Raw genomic sequence first — 15731 nt, forward strand, 5'->3', positions numbered from 1 at the left:
CGCTGATCTAGTGTCAAGACTCTTGTGAAACGCACGAAGGCGCCGGTATACGTTTCGCTCCGCGAAGAGTATATGATTTCCTTCCCTGACTTGCTGTGCGCATATCGTCAACGCAGTCAAGACGGCGCTGGAACTCGGTTTAATTGACTCTAATTCGGACGCGAGCGACTCATCCAAGATGATCAACATCAATAATCTGCCTCAAAAAATCCGTAGGGCCAGTTCGAAATAAACCCCTCGTTGTCGAAACTTCCTGTCTCTACAGATGTGGGCAAGGCAAAGCCTGGCTTGTCGAAAAGAACCACTGCAATGGCATCTGGGTCCATCTTGGACTCGCTGACTCGTCGCCCCAAGCGATTGATGATTTGCTCGCTGTGCGTTTCGATGATAAGGCGTAGATCTATGCCGTTCTCGCGCGCGAGCTTAACCGATTGGCAAAAGAGGTCGGCCAAGACTGCTTGCAGCCTTGGATGCAAATGTAATTCAGGCTGCTCAATTGCGACAAGCACAGTAGTCGTCGAAAGTGCTCTATGAACTCCACCGCGCGCGTTCAGCAGTGTCCAGATTTGCATCAGAACCGGGATCATCTGGGAGAACCCAAAGCCGGTATCCGCCAAATTGAACGAGCTGACTCCGGATTGCTCACTTGGGTCACGCACGACCATTGAAATGTGACCGGACGTCGCAACGGTGTCCACCACGTAACCAAAATGCTCGCTCATCCACGCCATAAATCGCTGCTTGTCTGCAGGGGACAAGTTGTGAAGAAACATTGCGACGTTTTGACCTTGTGGATCGATCTCGCCAAGAGCCAACCCTTGCCTTCGATAATAGCGTTCAGCAGATGCCCGAATTGGAGTAATGTAACGAACTTGGGAACATTGGCTGCTAAAAAAATTCCCTGCGATCTGGATTAACTCTGGAATACGGGTGCCAATGATCCAATCGCGAAGAGTCTTGAATAATGGGCTTTCGGTATTCCAATTTTGGGTTGTGCGTTGCCAGATGGAATCCGCACCTGGAGGATGCGTGACGTAATTTAAAACGTTATCGAGAGGGGCTTGCATTAGGCTACGCGCCAAGTAAGCAACACGATCCGACTGCGATTTTCCGTGGGTGTTGGCGCGTGTAAATGCGAATATATACCGCGAAAATGGATCTAATTGAGCAGGACCATCATCTCGAAAAATCAGGTTTGGGAAGCAAGCTGACCAATTTGAAACAACTAGCTTTCCCTGCACCATGTCAGAGTAATCAACGTTATTGATTAGCAGCTTAGTGACCGATGTGTCGTTTATGTGCAGCAGTACTTCGTGCTGCAGGAAAGTGAGTTTGAATTCGTGCTGCTTCGTGCCGCCCTGAGGTTTTAGGTATCGTACCGATACGGTCACAGGCGTCGACTCTTTCACCGCAGACGCTCTGTATGTGACTAACCCTCGTCTTCGATTTTCAATTGAAGACTTGTCAACGTTAAAAGTAACGTCAAAACCCAGCGCCTCCGGTACACCGATTTGCGATGCCGCCTCCTCAGCGCTACCGAAATCTACAAAACGACCAAACCAGAGTAGCGGCTCTCTGGCCAATACTTCCGCGGTTTGCTTGAGCAGAGGAAAAAAGCGAAGAAAAGTGCTCTTACCAGAGCTATTTTGGCCAACGAGGACTGTAATCGGAGCAATGCGAACTGGACCACTATCTACAAGGCTACGAATATTTACGAGTCGAATGCAATCCATGACTTTCCAATGCCCCTGTCCGGATGAGGATACTGGCTAAATTATCTCAGGGGGATATTGTAGTCGGCCAAAGACGATCCAGCACGAAGAATTCAGGGCCACGGGGAAATGCAGCACCGCGTTGGTTGGCAGGACCGGTTGAGAAGCCACGTCGGTACGAGGGGTAGTCGAAGGTCAGTTGTTCGACACATTGCTGACGTAGCATCACGCGACGTCGGACGTCGGCATTGGCCGAACGACGGTCAGTGCGCAGGGAACATCACAACTGAGTGATGAATGGTCGCACAAAGTGCACTTTGGATACCGCAGCCGACGTCACCGACCTAACCCGGCTCTGCCATAGCCACCGCAGCGCGCCTACCTAGCCGACTTTCAGGTCGTCACCGCGCGCTTCAGGACCAGCGGCACGCCCCCCGTACTGCGCTTGACCATCCATTGCGCCAGCGCCGAATCCATGTAGGTCGCATGGCCCGGGAACCACTCCTCGAGCGCGACCGCGAGGCGGCGCCCGACCTCGATGTTGCCCGCCGCGACCATCTGCTGCACTTCGCGCACCGACGCCATGACCTTCTCGTGTTCCTCGATGTGGCAGTCCCGCGCCGGGAAGTTTCCCGCGGACATCCAGGCGGCTTCCTCCGCGAAGTGGTGCTCGGCGTGGGCGGCGAAACGGTCGAGCAGCGCCGGGAAGACTTCGTCTCCGACGACCTGCATGGCGTGCACGAGCTCGACGAACTCGTGGTGGATGTCGTCCATCGGCCCATAGCCGAGGAGGAATTCGTCGCTCCAGGGGGTCGCCTGCTCGCTCATTTCCGGTCTCCGTTCAGGTATTCGGCAGGCCGCGCGGGCCGCCCATGCCGATCATCGCGAGGAATTCGCGGCGCGTCGAGGCGTCTTCGCGAAACGCGCCGACCATCCGGCTGGTGACGAGGCCTGCGCCGGGCTTGTGCACCCCGCGCGTGGTCATGCACTGGTGGGACGCCTCGATGACAACCGCGACGCCCTTGGGTTGCAGCACGGAGTGCAGCGTGTCGGCGATCTGCACCGTCATTTTTTCCTGGATCTGCAGGCGTTTTGCGTAGATCTCGACCAGCCGCGCGAGCTTGGAGATGCCGACCACGCGGTGGTTCGGGAGGTAACCGATGTGCGCCTTGCCGATGATCGGCGCCATGTGGTGCTCGCAGTGGCTTTCGAAGCGGATGTCGTTCATGACGATCATCTCGTCGTAGCCCTCGACCTCGGAGAAGGTGCGAGCCAGGATTTCGGCCGGGTCCTGCGAATAGCCGGCGAAGAATTCTTCGTAGGCGCGCACGACGCGCGAGGGCGTATCGACGAGCCCCTCGCGGCCCGGTTCGTCGCCGGCCCAGCGGATAAGGGTGCGTACGGCGTCTTCCGCCGCCTCGCGCGATACGCCACCGCGCAGGTCCGCGTCACCGGCGTCGTCGGTTTGCCCTTCTTTCATGCTGCGTTCTCCCGTTTGTCCTGCGGCGTGCGGGGGCGCCCGTGACGCAGGGCGTCCCCACAGAAGAAAGAGCGGGACCGTGTTGCCGAGGTCCCGTAAACCGGCAGCGCACCGCGCACCGTCGGAGGAGAAGACATAATCTGCGTCACGCCCGCGCGGTCTGGTCTGCTCAGAGCGAGCGGGCGATGATTTCCTTCATGATCTCGGACGTGCCACCGTAGATACGCGCGACGCGTGCATCGACCCAAGCACGGCTGATCTTGTACTCGCTCATGAAGCCGTAGCCGCCGTGCAGCTGCAGAAGTTCGTCGAGCACCTTGCCCTGCATCTCGGAACCGACCAGCTTGCACATCGCGCCGACCTCGGGCGAGAGTTCGCCGCGCATGGCCTTGCCCAGGCAGTCGTCCACAAACACGCGCAGCATGGTTGCCTGCGCCTTGCATTCGGCGAGCTTGAACTTGGTGTTCTGGAAATCGAAGACCGTCTTGCCGAACACCTTGCGCTCGCGCACGTACTCGAGCGTGTCGTCGATCAGCGCCTCGATGGAGGCGGCAGCGCGAATGCCGATGATGGTGCGTTCCCACGCGAGCTGGTGCGTGAGATAGCCGAAGCCCTTGTTCTCGTCGCCGAGGCGATTCTCGACCGGGACACGGACGTCGTCGAAGAAGAGTTCCGAGGTGTCCTGGCCCTTCAGTCCGATCTTTTCAAGCAGCCGGCCTTTGGAGAATCCGGGGCGATCGGCCTCGACGCAGATCAGCGTGAGCTCCTTCGCATTGGGGTCGAGCTTGGTCGCGGTGACCATCAGGTCCGCGTTGCCACCGTTGGTGATGAAGGTCTTCTGGCCGTTGATGACGTATTCGTCGCCATCGCGCCGTGCGCTGGTGCGCATCGAGCGCAGGTCGGAACCGATGCCGGGCTCGCTCATCGCGATGACGCCGATGATCTCGCCCGCAACCATCCGCGGCAGCCACTTCTTCTTCTGCGCCTCGCTGCCGTAGGCAACGATGTAAGGGGCGACGATCTCGGAGTGGGTCGTGAAGCCGATCGCGGTCGCATTGACCCGCGCCAGCTCCTCGATCATCACCGCCGAGTGGCCGAAATCGCCACCCGCACCGCCGTATTCCTCCGGCACCGTCGAGCACAGCAGGCCGACCTCGCCCGCCTTGCGCCAGACCGACTTCGGCACGATCCCGACCGCCTCCCACTCGTGCAGGTGGGGGACGATCTCGTTCTCGATGAAGCGCCGCGCCATCTCGCGGAACATTTCATGATCTTCACGGAATACGGTCCGCATCCTTGTTCCTCCGCCTGTTCTCGTGCAGTTTCCCGGCTCAGCGGCCGGTGAATTTCGGTTCGCGCTTCTCGACGAAGGCTGCGACCGCTTCCATGTGATCTTCGGTGTGATGGGCAAGCGCCTGGTAGGCCGCCGACATCTCCAGCAGCGAATCGAGACGCATGTGCTGGCCTTCCCGCAACAGGCGCTTGGTAAGGCGCAGGCCGTGGGCCGGATTAGCCGCCATGCGCCGGGCAATGCCCAGCGCCGCGGTCTCGAGTTCGGCAGCAGGTACCACCTCGGTCACGAGGCCCCACGCGAGCGCGGTCTGGGCGCCGATCATGTCGCCGGTGAGCGCCATCAGGCTGGCCCTGGGCATACCGACGATGCGCGGCAGCAGCCACGCACCGCCATCACCCGGCACGATGCCGAGCTTCACGAAGCTTTCCGCAAACTTCGCGGTGTCGGCGGCGATGCGCACATCGCACATGCACGCCAAATCCAGGCCAGCGCCGATCGCCGGTCCGTTCATCGCCGCGATGACGGGCACGTCCAGGTCGTAAAGGCACAGCGGGATGCGCTGGATGCCATTGCGGTAGGTCTCGCGCACCTCATAGGGCGACCCCGCGAAGATGCCGCCGCGTTCGCGCATGTCCTTGACGTTGCCGCCGGCACAGAAAGCCGGTCCGTTGCCGGTGAGTACGATGACCTTGATCGAGCGGTCCGTACGGACGTTGGCGCACAGGTCGACGAACTCCTGCATCTGTGACGGGTCGGAGAGCGCGTTGCGCGTCTCCGGGCTATCCATGCGGACGGTGAGGATGGCGTCCTCGCGTTCGAGGATCAGAAAGGGTTTCATGCTGCAGTCTCCTCGTATGCGGCGAGCACGCCGGCGGTAACCGATGGCCACAATGCCTGGGAGCCGGCGCCGCAGAGCGCGCGACCGAGCTGCTGCGACCAGTCGGTGAGCGAGCCGAACTCGCTGCGCCACGACCACAGCCTGCGGGTCGTCAGGTGCAGGGCGTGTTCGTGGGTGAAGCCGATCGCGCCATGCACGGCGTGGGCGACACCCGCCCCGATCCCCGCGGCCTCGGAGGCGCAGATCTTGGCCGCCATCACCGGCAGGCGTGCGAGCCGATCGTCCGACTCGGCGAAGGCCGCTTCGGCGGACATCACGGAGGCCGCCGCATGTTCGGCGAGGACTGCAATCTGGTGCTGGATCGCCTGGAAACTGCCGATCGGCTTGCCGAACTGCACGCGCTCACCGGCATACGTGGTGGCCATCGCCAACACGGTTTCGAGCGCGCCCGCAATCTGCGCGGCACGCATCATTGCACCGCCAAGCTTGAGCACGTCGGCCGACAGTGCCGTCGGCAAAGCCGCGCTTGCGAGCGGCACCACCGCTTCGAATTTGAGCGTGTCGCGCGGTTCGGCGGCCGTATTCACGGTACGCACCACCGTCGCCGCCTCGGTCGGCAGGAGCACCACCGCCGGCGCCGCGCCCGCTGCGACGGCCACCACGTGGCGGACGTGGCGCCCCCATGGCACATCGACAGCGGCCCCGGTCACACGGCCGTTTTCCAGGCGCAGTGTGCCGCGCGCGGCAACACTCAGCGTTCCCGACACGGCGGCCAGTCCGCTCGCACCCAGCAACCAATTGGCGAGCATCGCTTCGGGCAGCGGCAGCGGGAGGTTGAAGCGGCCGGCCAGACGCAGCACACCACATACATCCGCCCACGTGGCACCTGCACCGCCGAGCGACTCCGGCACCAGTGCCAGCGTGAATCCGGATGCTTCGACAGCCGTCCACAGCTCCGTCGGCCATTCGCCGCCCTCGCAAGCCAACACCGCGTCGGCGGTGACGAGGTCCGAGAACAGGCGCTCGACAGAGGAATCGAATAGGTCTCTCATGATCAACGCAGCCCCAATCCGCGCGCGATGATGCCGCGGAGAATCTCCCGCGTGCCGCCGCGCAGTGAAAACGATGGCGCCATCTGGGTCAGATAGGCCAGCACCTGGGCGTGGTCGCTGCCGCCCTGAACGGTTGGCGGAAGCTCGCACAACAGCTGCGCGACTTCCGGAATCTCTTGCTCGAAAACCGCACCGAGATCCTTCACGACCGAGGCCTCCCACGCCGGGTTGTTGCCCGCCGCGAGTTGGGCCGTCACCGCCAACGACATGTTGCGCAGCGTCACCAGTCGCGCGGCGAAGCGGCCGATCTCCTTGGCCTGCAGGGCATCAGGACTACGGCCCACCGCGTCGATGAGCGTGTGGAGCAGCGCGATCGAGCTGAGGAAGCGCTCGGGACCGCTGCGTTCGAAGGCGAGTTCGGCGGTGACCTGCCCCCAGCCCTGCCCTTCGGTACCGATGATGGCGTCGGCATCGAGTACGAGTTCGTCGAAGAAGACCTCGTTGAAATGCTCGGCGCCCGTCAGGTCCTTGATCGGCCGGATGGTGATGCCCGGCAGACTGAGGTCGATGATGAACTGCGAGAGTCCTTCCTGGCGCTTGCTGTTCTCGCCGGTGCGTACCAACGCGATCATGTAGTGCGAGCGGTGGGCGTTGGTGGTCCACACCTTCTGCCCATTCACCACCCACTTGTCCCCTTCACGGCGTGCGCGCGTCTTGATCGAAGCGAGGTCGGAGCCCGAATTGGGCTCGCTCATGCCGATGCAGAAAAACTGTTCTCCGCGGCAGATCGCCGGCAGGTGGCGTTCTTTCTGCGCATCGGTGCCGTAGTGCAGGATCTGCGGGCCGCTCTGGCGATCGGCGAACCAGTGCGCGGACACCGGCGCGCCGGCGGCGAGCAGCTCCTCGATCACGACGTAGCGCGCGAAGGGACTCGCCTCGCCGCCACCATAGCGCTTGGGCAGAGCCATGCCGACCCAGCCCTTCGCTCCCAGGCGACGGCTGAATTCGGCGTCGAACCCCATCCAGGAATCCGCCCGGCGGACCGCCGGGTAGTCCTTCAGGGCTTCGGCGAGGAAGGCACGCACTTCCGCACGAAGTGCTTCGGCCTCCGGTGGAATGCGACTGTACTTGAACTGGTCTATGGACATGGCGCGTTCGATAGTGGGCCGTCGGCTTGAGCAACGGCGTGGATGACCCGGGTCACGTCGCCCGCGAACGGCACGGACGACCGTCGGCCGGCGGACACGCCCCGCGTGCCCGCCAACCGCACTGCAGCCGGACTCAGAGCGCGGTCTGCGCGTCCGCCGAGGCGAACATCTTGTTGATATCGCCCGAGGTCACCGGCTTGCTGGGATCGCGTTGCGGAGCTGCGCCGCCGAGGCCCAGCGCCGGCTCGATGCTGACATGCGTCGCCTGCGCGCGCAGCGCACCGACGGTGCAGTTCTCGCGCCCCAGGATGGCGAACGGGTCGTAAGAGAATTCGCGCATCGCGTTGAGGTGGCTGATCTTGTTGATGATCTCGTCGGGCAGGTTCTTCGCCTGCTGCCAGAACACGTCCGCGGAGTTCGGCCAGGTGCAGTCCGAGTGCGGGTAGTCGCACTCCCACGTGACCATGTCGACGTTGATCGAGTCGAGGTTCCTGAGCCCGAACGCATCCTCGATGAAGCAGGTGATGAAGTGCTCGTTGAAGATGTCGCTGGGCTTCTTGCCGCCGAAGTTCGAGTTCGTCCAGGCGTGGTGGTGGTTGTGCGTGAAGTCGGCGCGCTCGAGCAGATACGGGATCCAGCCGATGCCGCCTTCCGACAGGGCCATGCGCAGCTTGGGGTACTTCTTCCACATGGGTGCCCAGATCCAGTCCGCCGCCGAGTTGGAGATCGAGATCGGCATCGACGTGATCCAGGCGTCGATCGGCGATTCATCCGAGGCGTGAGCCGCCTTCACCCCGGTGCCGATGTGGCAGCAGATCACGACATTGTTCTCTTCGCACGCCTTCCACAGGGGATCCCAGTGCGGGTTGTGGATCGACGGGTAGCCATGCACGGTCGGGTTGTCGGACAGCGTGATGGCATGCACACCCTGATCGGCCATGCGCTTCACCTCGGCCGCGGCGGCCTGCATGTCCCACCATGGCACCATCATCAAGGGGATGAAGCGACCCGGAGCAGCGTTGCACCAGTCATGCAGGTGCCAGTCGTTGTAGGCCTGGATGGCTGCAAGGCTGACGTTTTTGTCCGGCATGACCTGGAAGCGCTGGCCGGCGAAACCGGGGAAGGTCGGGAAACACAGCGAGCCGAGCACGCCGTTCGCATTCATGTCGTCGACCCGCGCCTTGATGTCCCAGGTACCACGGCGCATCTGTTCGTAGGAGAGCGGCTCCATGCCGTACTCCTCCTTCGGACGCCCGACCACCGAATTCAGTCCCATGTAGCCCGTTGCCTGCTCCTCGAACACCCAGATGTCGCGGCCGTTGCGGTTTTCGACGCGCGGCTGGCGGCCCTTGTACTTGGCGGGCATGTGGCGGTCGAAGGCGCCACGCGGTTCGATCGCATGGTCATCGACGCTGACAAGGATGAGATCTTCGAGCTTCATGTGTGTGTCCCCTGTTGGAGTGGCGTCCGCGGTGGGCGCGAACCGGTTATGAGCCTCTATCTTAGAGCAAGAAATTCGTTTTGTTAAACACTTTTTTGCTTTGTGTTCATGTTTAACGAAATTTCCAGATCGGCCGGAGGCTCAGCCGGTCCGCGCGCCACCTCAATCCCAGATGACCGGGACGGAGTGAGGGCCACGAAGCTGTGCGCCCGTAATCCGCGGCTTCGGCTCATCCGGGTCGAGGCGGATGTTCGGGAACAGATCGAGAATGGCGTTCAGCGCCACCTGGAGCTCGGTCTTGGCGATGAACTGCCCGATGCACATGTGAGGGCCGAAGCCGAAGCCGAATGAAGGCTTGAGCTTGCGATCGATGTCGAACTCTTCGCTGCTCTCGAAGGCTTCCTCGTCGCGGTTGGCGGAAGAAACGATGCACTGGACCATGGCACCCTTCGGGATGCGGACGCCGCCGAGTTCGAGGTCCTGTGCCGCCTGACGCACCTTGAAGGTCGCCACGGGCTCGAACCGGATCGCCTCGTCGATGGCCTTGCCGACCAGGCTGCGATCCTTGCGGACCCTGTCGAGCACGTCCGGACGCTCGAGCAGCAACACCATCAGCGAGCCGAAGGTCCGCGTCGTGGTCTCACCGGCAGCCGGGAGCAGCGAACGCACGAAGGTCGTGATCTCGTGGTCATCGAGCTTGCGCCCTTCGTATTCGGCCCGGATCAGGCGGCTGATGAGGTCGTTTCCTTCGGCGCCGCGTTGGCGCACGGCGACGACGGCTTCCTTCACCGCGTCGTAGAGCGCCTGTGCGGCTTCCATTGCAGCCTTGCGCGCAATCGCGGCCTTTTCGGCGTCCACCTGCGGGCCGGCAAGGATCGCCAGCGCCCATGCCGCATACTGTTCGATCTTCTCGGGTTCGTCGTCGGGAAAACCGATCAGCGCGTAGATCAGGCGAATCGGGAAGTGGAGGCCGAAGTCCATCAGGTCGGCCTTCTTCTTCGGCACCAGCGGCAACAGGTACTCGTTGCGCACGATGGGATCCATCTTGCTGTCGCGCCACGTGTTGACCACGTCGGGCATGAAGATGGGCTGCAGCAGGCCGCGTGCCTTCTTGTGCGCCTCGCCGTCCATGCCGGTGAGGATCAGGCCGTCGAAGAAGGCCCCCAGCCCTTCGGCGATGAAACCGCTGGTGTAGTTTGCGGCATCGCGCAGGACGGTCATCACGTCCTTGTATTTGAACACGGTGTAGGTCGGCCGGTTCGGATCCAGCCCTGCGATGTTCGGCACGCCGAGCTTGCCCATGAAGTTCTCGGCAATGATCGGCGAGTTCTTCCGCATCTCGCGGTAGATCGCATGCAGATCGACATCCTCACCGCGGTAGTTGTCGGCCACTCCGGCGAACGCGCTCTCCAGCGTAACGTCCTTGACACTGCTCATTTCGTCTTCCTCCGTTGGCGCACCGCCCGGTCGTGAACGAACACGCTGTGCCGGCCATGTGCAATGGCCTCGACACGGTGCCTTCACGCCGGATAAGACGGCGCTGTTTCTGAACATTTTTGCGCATAGTGCTCCATTTAATGCGTACTGCCAAGTGTTCAAGCAGGGACCGGGGCAGGCCGGAGGACACCTGCCCTGCCTGGGCGGGAATGCTGACGTGGCGCGCGTTAGTGCAGCCGACAGTGCAACGGTTCTCGCTCCTGCATCACGGAATCATGAGTCCACCGTCGACGGCCAGCGTCTGGCCGGTGATGAAGCGCGCCCCGTCGCTCATCATGAACACCACGAAAGGCGTCATGTCGCGATCGGGGTCGCCGAGCTTGCCGCCGAGCGGGATCAACCCGGCCATCATCGCGTCGTGCGCCCGCAGGGCATCTTGGTCCATTCGTGCGCGGTGGGCGTCGTACATGGGTGTCCACATGCCCGGCGCAGCGGCATTCACGCTGATGCCGTGTCGCCCCCACTCCTTCGCCACCGTTCGGGTCCAGCCGAGGACCGCTGCTTTGGCGGCCGAATAGTGGGCACACCCGGGTAGCCCCATGACCCCCGCCGCGGAGCCGAAGTTGAGGATGCGACCGCCCTTCTCCCGCAGATGCGGAAAGACGGCCTGGTTGGTGTTCAGGGTACCGCGCGCATTGACGTCGAATATGAGGTCCCAGTCAGCCTCGACGATCGCTTCGGCCGGCGCCGCGCGCTCGACGCCGGCGATGTTCACCAGTCCGTCGAGGCCGCCCAGCCAGGCGACAGCCTGCGCGACGATCCTATCGACTTCGGCACGCTCGCGAATGTCGCAGTGGAAATACCTCGCCTCGCCCGAGGCTCCCACATTGGCGCGCGCCACTTCCGCGCGGCCGGCCTCGTCATTCACGTCCAGCGCCGCCAGCCGCGCACCGGCCGCCACCAGTCCGCGCAGTGCACTCGCACCGATGCCCCCTGCGGTGCCGGTCACGATGAGGCGTTTTCCGCTCAGCTGCATGTCCTCTCCTCCTGTTGTGGATGTTCCTCGCGGCGCGCGGGAACCCCGTTGTCCGTGTCGATCCGACGGGCCTGCAGGCCTCCGAGACCGAGCGCCGCGGCCATCACCCAGAACAGCACGGCCGCGCCGGCACTCGCCCCAATGGCGCCAAAAAGGAGGGGCATCGCGGTCATCGAGGCGTGCACCGTCATCGAGCGGAAAGCCAGCGCCTCGCCGTGCCGCTCGCGGGGCGTGACCTGATGCAGCGTTGCGAGAATCGTCGGTTGGATCGCGCCCAGCGCAAGTCCGAGGGTCGCGGCGCACAGCGCCATGGCCCATGCACTCTGGAGCAGTGGATACAGCACGAACACCAGACACGTGATGAAAAGCGCCCCCGCAAGCAAATGGCGTCGCGGCAGGCGTTCGGCCACAAACGGGATCACGACGCGCACCGACATCGACGCCACCGCATAGGCCGCCAGCACCGCCCCCAGCGCCGACGCGCTGAAGCCGCGTTCGACCCCGAGAATCGGCAACGCGAAGCCATGCACGTCCCAACTGGCCGACACCAGCCAGTTGACGAGGAGCAGGCGCCGGAACGACGGCAGGCGGAGCAGGCCCCAAGCGGACGTCTGCTTGCGGTTCAACGCGGAGACCGACGCCCGGCTTTCATGCGGGACCGCCTGGGCGATCACCAGGGTCGCGAACGGAAGCAGCGCGAGCGCGGCGAACGCCGCCGAAAAGCCGAGATGATCGATCAGCACGCCGGCCATCATCGGCCCGAAGAGTCCCGCCACGGCCGGAGCGAGCGCGATCCAGCTGAACACGCGAAGTCGATCCGCCTCGTCCCGCGCGAATCGGCTGGCCGTGCGCTGGATCGCGATCATGCCGAAACCCGAGCCCGCGCCGCACAACGCAGCGGCCGCACACAGGGCAATGAGATGGGGTACCGACGCTGCGAGCAACGCACCCGCGAGCGACAGGCCGGCCGCAATGCGCACCGGCAGATGGTAGCCGTGCCGATCGGCAAGCCGTCCGGCCGGGATAGCGAAGATCGCGGGAAAGAGCGCGAACATCGTCATCACGAGCCCCACCGCCCACTCGGAATGCCCCAGCCGAAGGACGCTCAGCGGCGCGGCCAGGCGAGCCCCCTGCACGCAGGCGTGCAGTCCGACCTGGCATGCGACCAGCGCCACCAGGGCGCTACGCATGGATGTCGGGGAAACACCGCGCCCATTCACGCCCGCACCTCGATCCCCGCGATCGCCGCTTCGAGCAGGCGCACCGCGGACGCATGATGCTGCGCGCCGGTTTCCGCCGGTGCCTTGCCTGCGCAGGATCGCGCATGGCTCGCCTCGAGCATGATGCCGAGCTTGAAGCGTGCCATCGCGACGTACCAGTCGATCGCCGACAGGTCGCGCGCGGTGCGCTGGCGATAGTGTTCGATGAGTTCGGCAGTCGAGGGAAGACCGTCGGCGGGCGCGATACGGATGGTGCCGGCGCCCCGCCCGTCGCGGTCGGGCCAGGTCGCGACGAGCCAGCCGAGGTCGAGCAGCGGATCCCCCAGCGTCGCAAGCTCCCAGTCGATGATCGCTGCAAGCGCCGGCCGGTCATGCCGGAACATCACGTTGCCGAAGTGATAATCGCCGTGCATCAGCCCCGGAACGTTGGCTGCCGGCACGTGCGCTTCGAGCCAGTCGGCCACCTCGCGCACACCAGGCAGCGCCTGCGGCCCCGGCCAACCGGGCTGCTCCGCGCAGCGCTCGAGATGCTTGAGCCAGCGCGGCACTTGCCGCTCAAGAAACCCTTCCGGCCGCCCGAAGTCCGCCAGTCCGACCGCATCGGGCGCGACCTCGCCCAGGCGCAGCAAGGCATCGACCATCGACAGCCCCATCGCATGGCGCCACGTCGGATCAGTGGCATAGAGCCCCCGGAGCGGCGTGGGCGTTGCGGTAAAGCCATCCACCGGAGCCATCAGGTAGAACGGCGCACCGAGCACCGACGCATCCCTGCAGGCAGCAATCAGGCGCGGGTGTGGTACCGCCGTGCCGGCAAGTGCTCCGAGCAGCCGCGCCTCACGGAGAAAGGTCGCGTGGATCTCGGGCTTTGCGCCCGGCGGCGGGCAGCGCAGGACGTACTCGGCGCCGTCCCCAAAAAGGCGCAGCAGGACGTTCTGCGTGCCCCCGGTGAGCGGCGTAACGGAGTCGATCGCCCCACTACCCAGCCCCTGCGCATCCATCCATTCGGCGAGTCGTCCGAGATCGACCTCCGCCGCCCCCCCGTGAGCGCTCATCCCAGCACCGCGCTGAACTTCGCCCGTGCAGCGGCCTCGGCCGTCGGCCGGTGATAGTCCGGGAACAGGTCCTCACAACCGGTGTACTCGCGCAGCAACTGCTTGGCGACGGTGACCTTGTGCACCTCGGTCGGACCGTCTGCGAGCCCCATCTGGTAGGCGCGCACGATCAGGCCGACGAAGGGCATCTCGGACGACACCCCTATCGATCCATGCACCTGCAATGCGCTCGACGCGATGTCGTGCAGCACCTTGGGCATCGTCGCCTTCACCGCGGCGATGTCCTTGCGCACCTTCATGTAGTCCTGGTACTTGTCGATGCGCCAGGCAGTGCGCATGACCAGCAGGCGGAACTGCTCGAGCTGGATCCACGCATCGGCGATCCTCTCCTGCACCATCTGCTTGTCCGCGAGCAGCGAGCCCTGGGTGCTGCGCGACAAGGCCCGCTCGCACAGCGCGTCGAGCGCCTTCTGCGACTGGCCGATGACGCGCATCGCGTGGTGCACGCGCCCCCCGCCGAGGCGCACCTGCGCGACGACGAAGGCCTCGCCCGGCGCGCCGAGCATGTTCTCCGCCGCCACCCGCACCCGGTCGAAGTTCAGGTAGCCATGAGTCGCCTCGGGATCGTCAGGGACGCCGACGTTACGGACGATCTCGATTCCCGGCGTGCAGGCAGGCACGATGAACATGCTCATGCCTTTGTAGGGCGACACGGTCGGATCGGTGATCGCCATGACGATGTAGAACGCGGCATAGCGCGCGTTCGACGCGAACCACTTCTGCCCCGAAATCAGCCAATCATTGCCATCCTGTTCGGCGCGCGTCGTGAACACTTTCGGATCGGCGCCCCCCTGCGGCTCGGTCATCGCAAAACAGGACACGATGCGGTTGTCGAGAAGCGGCTCGAGGTAGCGCGCCTTCTGTTCGGGCGTGCCGTAGTGCGCGAGGATCTCGCAGTTTCCCGAGTCGGGCGCGTGCGCACCGAACACGATGGGCGCGAACAGCGCGCGACCGAGGATCTCGTTCATCAGCGCCAGCTTGACCTGGCCATAGCCCGACCCGCCGAGTTCCGGTCCGAGGTGGCAAGCCCACAGATTCCTGGCCTTCACCTCGCGCTGCAGCGGGCGGACCAGCGCCTCGAAGCGCGGATCGTGGATATTCCAGGGACTGCCGAGGACATGCTCGAGCGGCTCGACCTCGTCGCGCACGAAGCGGTCGATCCAGTCGAGTTCCTGCTGGAATTCCGGGTCGGTCTCAAAATCCCATGCCATCTTCGATCTCCATCAGGCGAGCAGCAGGCCACCATCGACCAGCAGGGTCTGGCCGAGCATGTAGGACGCCAGCGGCGAAGCGAGGAAGAGCGCCGCACCGGCCATCTCTTCCGGCGTGCCGAGGCGGCCGAGGGGAATATTCTTGAGCGACGCCTCAAGGCGCTTGGGGTGATCCGTCGTGATGCGGGTAAGCTTGGTCGCGACGAGCCCGGGGGCGATGCCGTTCACGCGGATGCCGTCACGTGCCCACGCTTCGCCCAGCGTGCGGGTAAGGCCGTAGGCCCCCGTCTTGGAAGCGTTGTAGGCCGGGGTGCCGACCGTGGAATGGAAGGCCGCGGCCGAACTCACGATGATCATCGATCCGCGGCTCTCGGCGAGCATGTCGTGGAACTTGTCGCCACAGGCCATGAGGCTCACGAGGTTCACATTCACGACCTCCCGAAAGGCCGGCACCTTGAACTCCTCGCGGTTGTAGCGCACCGTGCCTTGCGAGCAGATCAGCACGTCGAGCCGCTCGAACGGCACCGGCGCGCACGCCACCGCATCGGCGTCGGCCACGTCCACTTGCGCATACGCGAGTCCCTCGAGGTTCGAGTCGGCCGAATCCGCATAATCGGCGGCGGTCGGTCGCGTGCCCCAGACGTGGACGCTCGCCCCGCGCCGACGGAAGGCCTGCGCCATGCCGTTGCCGATCCCGCTCGATCCTCCCACCACGAGTACCGTCTTGCCGCTGAAGTCCAGTTCGTTCAC

General features: G+C 64.0%; 14 protein-coding genes. All 14 read right to left on the reverse strand.

Annotated features, from left to right (window positions below):
* Nucleotides 1-188 precede the first annotated feature (188 nt).
* The 14 genes from GH664_RS18340 to GH664_RS18405 all read right to left on the reverse strand — a co-directional run bounded on the left by GH664_RS18340 (nt 189) and on the right by GH664_RS18405 (nt 15731).
* On the reverse strand, nt 189-1733 hold the full coding sequence (locus GH664_RS18340) for an AAA family ATPase (RefSeq protein WP_153169529.1): 1545 nt from the start codon (nt 1731-1733) through the stop codon (nt 189-191).
* A 372-nt stretch (nt 1734-2105) separates the two neighbouring features.
* Nucleotides 2106-2540 (reverse strand): hemerythrin domain-containing protein, encoded by a 435-nt coding sequence (locus GH664_RS18345; protein ID WP_096447414.1) that lies wholly within the window; start codon nt 2538-2540, stop codon nt 2106-2108.
* 13 nt (nt 2541-2553) lie between these two features.
* Nucleotides 2554-3192, reverse strand: a complete 639-nt coding sequence (gene folE, locus GH664_RS18350; RefSeq protein ID WP_050416190.1) for a GTP cyclohydrolase I FolE — start codon at nt 3190-3192, stop codon at nt 2554-2556.
* 169 nt (nt 3193-3361) lie between these two features.
* Nucleotides 3362-4486, reverse strand: coding sequence for an acyl-CoA dehydrogenase family protein (locus GH664_RS18355; RefSeq protein ID WP_096447416.1), 1125 nt, complete (start codon nt 4484-4486; stop codon nt 3362-3364).
* Nucleotides 4487-4523: 37 nt separating this feature from the next.
* Nucleotides 4524-5324, reverse strand: a complete 801-nt coding sequence (locus GH664_RS18360; RefSeq protein ID WP_096447418.1) for a crotonase/enoyl-CoA hydratase family protein — start codon at nt 5322-5324, stop codon at nt 4524-4526.
* Entirely contained in the window at nt 5321-6376 is a 1056-nt protein-coding gene (locus tag GH664_RS18365) for an acyl-CoA dehydrogenase (protein ID WP_096447420.1), read from the reverse strand. The genes GH664_RS18360 and GH664_RS18365 overlap by 4 nt, the downstream gene beginning before the upstream one ends.
* 2 nt (nt 6377-6378) lie before the next feature.
* Nucleotides 6379-7524 (reverse strand): acyl-CoA dehydrogenase family protein, encoded by a 1146-nt coding sequence (locus GH664_RS18370; protein ID WP_096447422.1) that lies wholly within the window; start codon nt 7522-7524, stop codon nt 6379-6381.
* A gap of 133 nt (nt 7525-7657) precedes the next feature.
* Entirely contained in the window at nt 7658-8965 is a 1308-nt protein-coding gene (locus tag GH664_RS18375) for an amidohydrolase family protein (protein ID WP_096447424.1), read from the reverse strand.
* A gap of 162 nt (nt 8966-9127) precedes the next feature.
* Complete coding sequence (locus GH664_RS18380; protein ID WP_153169530.1) at nt 9128-10402, reverse strand: cytochrome P450; 1275 nt, start codon at nt 10400-10402, stop codon at nt 9128-9130.
* A gap of 265 nt (nt 10403-10667) precedes the next feature.
* Nucleotides 10668-11438, reverse strand: a complete 771-nt coding sequence (locus tag GH664_RS18385; RefSeq protein ID WP_153169531.1) for an SDR family NAD(P)-dependent oxidoreductase — start codon at nt 11436-11438, stop codon at nt 10668-10670.
* Complete coding sequence (locus tag GH664_RS18390) at nt 11429-12628, reverse strand: MFS transporter (protein WP_153169532.1); 1200 nt, start codon at nt 12626-12628, stop codon at nt 11429-11431. The genes GH664_RS18385 and GH664_RS18390 overlap by 10 nt, the downstream gene beginning before the upstream one ends.
* A gap of 26 nt (nt 12629-12654) precedes the next feature.
* Nucleotides 12655-13710 carry a phosphotransferase family protein gene (locus tag GH664_RS18395; RefSeq protein WP_096447430.1) on the reverse strand — a complete coding sequence of 352 codons (1056 nt, stop codon included), beginning with the start codon at nt 13708-13710 and terminating at the stop codon, nt 12655-12657.
* Nucleotides 13707-14981: an acyl-CoA dehydrogenase family protein gene (locus GH664_RS18400; RefSeq protein WP_096447432.1), complete on the reverse strand. Its 1275-nt coding sequence runs from the start codon at nt 14979-14981 to the stop codon at nt 13707-13709. The genes GH664_RS18395 and GH664_RS18400 overlap by 4 nt, the downstream gene beginning before the upstream one ends.
* Nucleotides 14982-14993: 12 nt before the next feature.
* The gene (locus GH664_RS18405; protein ID WP_096447434.1) at nt 14994-15731 is read right to left on the reverse strand and encodes an SDR family NAD(P)-dependent oxidoreductase; all 738 of its coding nucleotides are present in this window, start codon (nt 15729-15731) and stop codon (nt 14994-14996) included.

It is taken from the genome of Thauera sp. 2A1 (assembly GCF_009469595.2).
Taxonomy (GTDB): domain Bacteria; phylum Pseudomonadota; class Gammaproteobacteria; order Burkholderiales; family Rhodocyclaceae; genus Thauera.

Coding starts and splice junctions, on each gene's coding strand:
- GH664_RS18385 (WP_153169531.1), bottom strand. CDS start 11,438: ATGCAGCTGAGCGGAAAACGCCTCATCGTGACCGGCACCGCAGGGGGC.
- GH664_RS18390 (WP_153169532.1), bottom strand. CDS start 12,628: ATGCGTAGCGCCCTGGTGGCGCTGGTCGCATGCCAGGTCGGACTGCAC.
- GH664_RS18360 (WP_096447418.1), bottom strand. CDS start 5,324: ATGAAACCCTTTCTGATCCTCGAACGCGAGGACGCCATCCTCACCGTC.
- GH664_RS18380 (WP_153169530.1), bottom strand. CDS start 10,402: ATGAGCAGTGTCAAGGACGTTACGCTGGAGAGCGCGTTCGCCGGAGTG.
- GH664_RS18345 (WP_096447414.1), bottom strand. CDS start 2,540: ATGAGCGAGCAGGCGACCCCCTGGAGCGACGAATTCCTCCTCGGCTAT.
- GH664_RS18370 (WP_096447422.1), bottom strand. CDS start 7,524: ATGTCCATAGACCAGTTCAAGTACAGTCGCATTCCACCGGAGGCCGAA.
- GH664_RS18400 (WP_096447432.1), bottom strand. CDS start 14,981: ATGGCATGGGATTTTGAGACCGACCCGGAATTCCAGCAGGAACTCGAC.
- GH664_RS18365 (WP_096447420.1), bottom strand. CDS start 6,376: ATGAGAGACCTATTCGATTCCTCTGTCGAGCGCCTGTTCTCGGACCTC.
- GH664_RS18355 (WP_096447416.1), bottom strand. CDS start 4,486: ATGCGGACCGTATTCCGTGAAGATCATGAAATGTTCCGCGAGATGGCG.
- GH664_RS18340 (WP_153169529.1), bottom strand. CDS start 1,733: ATGGATTGCATTCGACTCGTAAATATTCGTAGCCTTGTAGATAGTGGT.
- folE (WP_050416190.1), bottom strand. CDS start 3,192: ATGAAAGAAGGGCAAACCGACGACGCCGGTGACGCGGACCTGCGCGGT.
- GH664_RS18375 (WP_096447424.1), bottom strand. CDS start 8,965: ATGAAGCTCGAAGATCTCATCCTTGTCAGCGTCGATGACCATGCGATC.
- GH664_RS18395 (WP_096447430.1), bottom strand. CDS start 13,710: ATGAGCGCTCACGGGGGGGCGGCGGAGGTCGATCTCGGACGACTCGCC.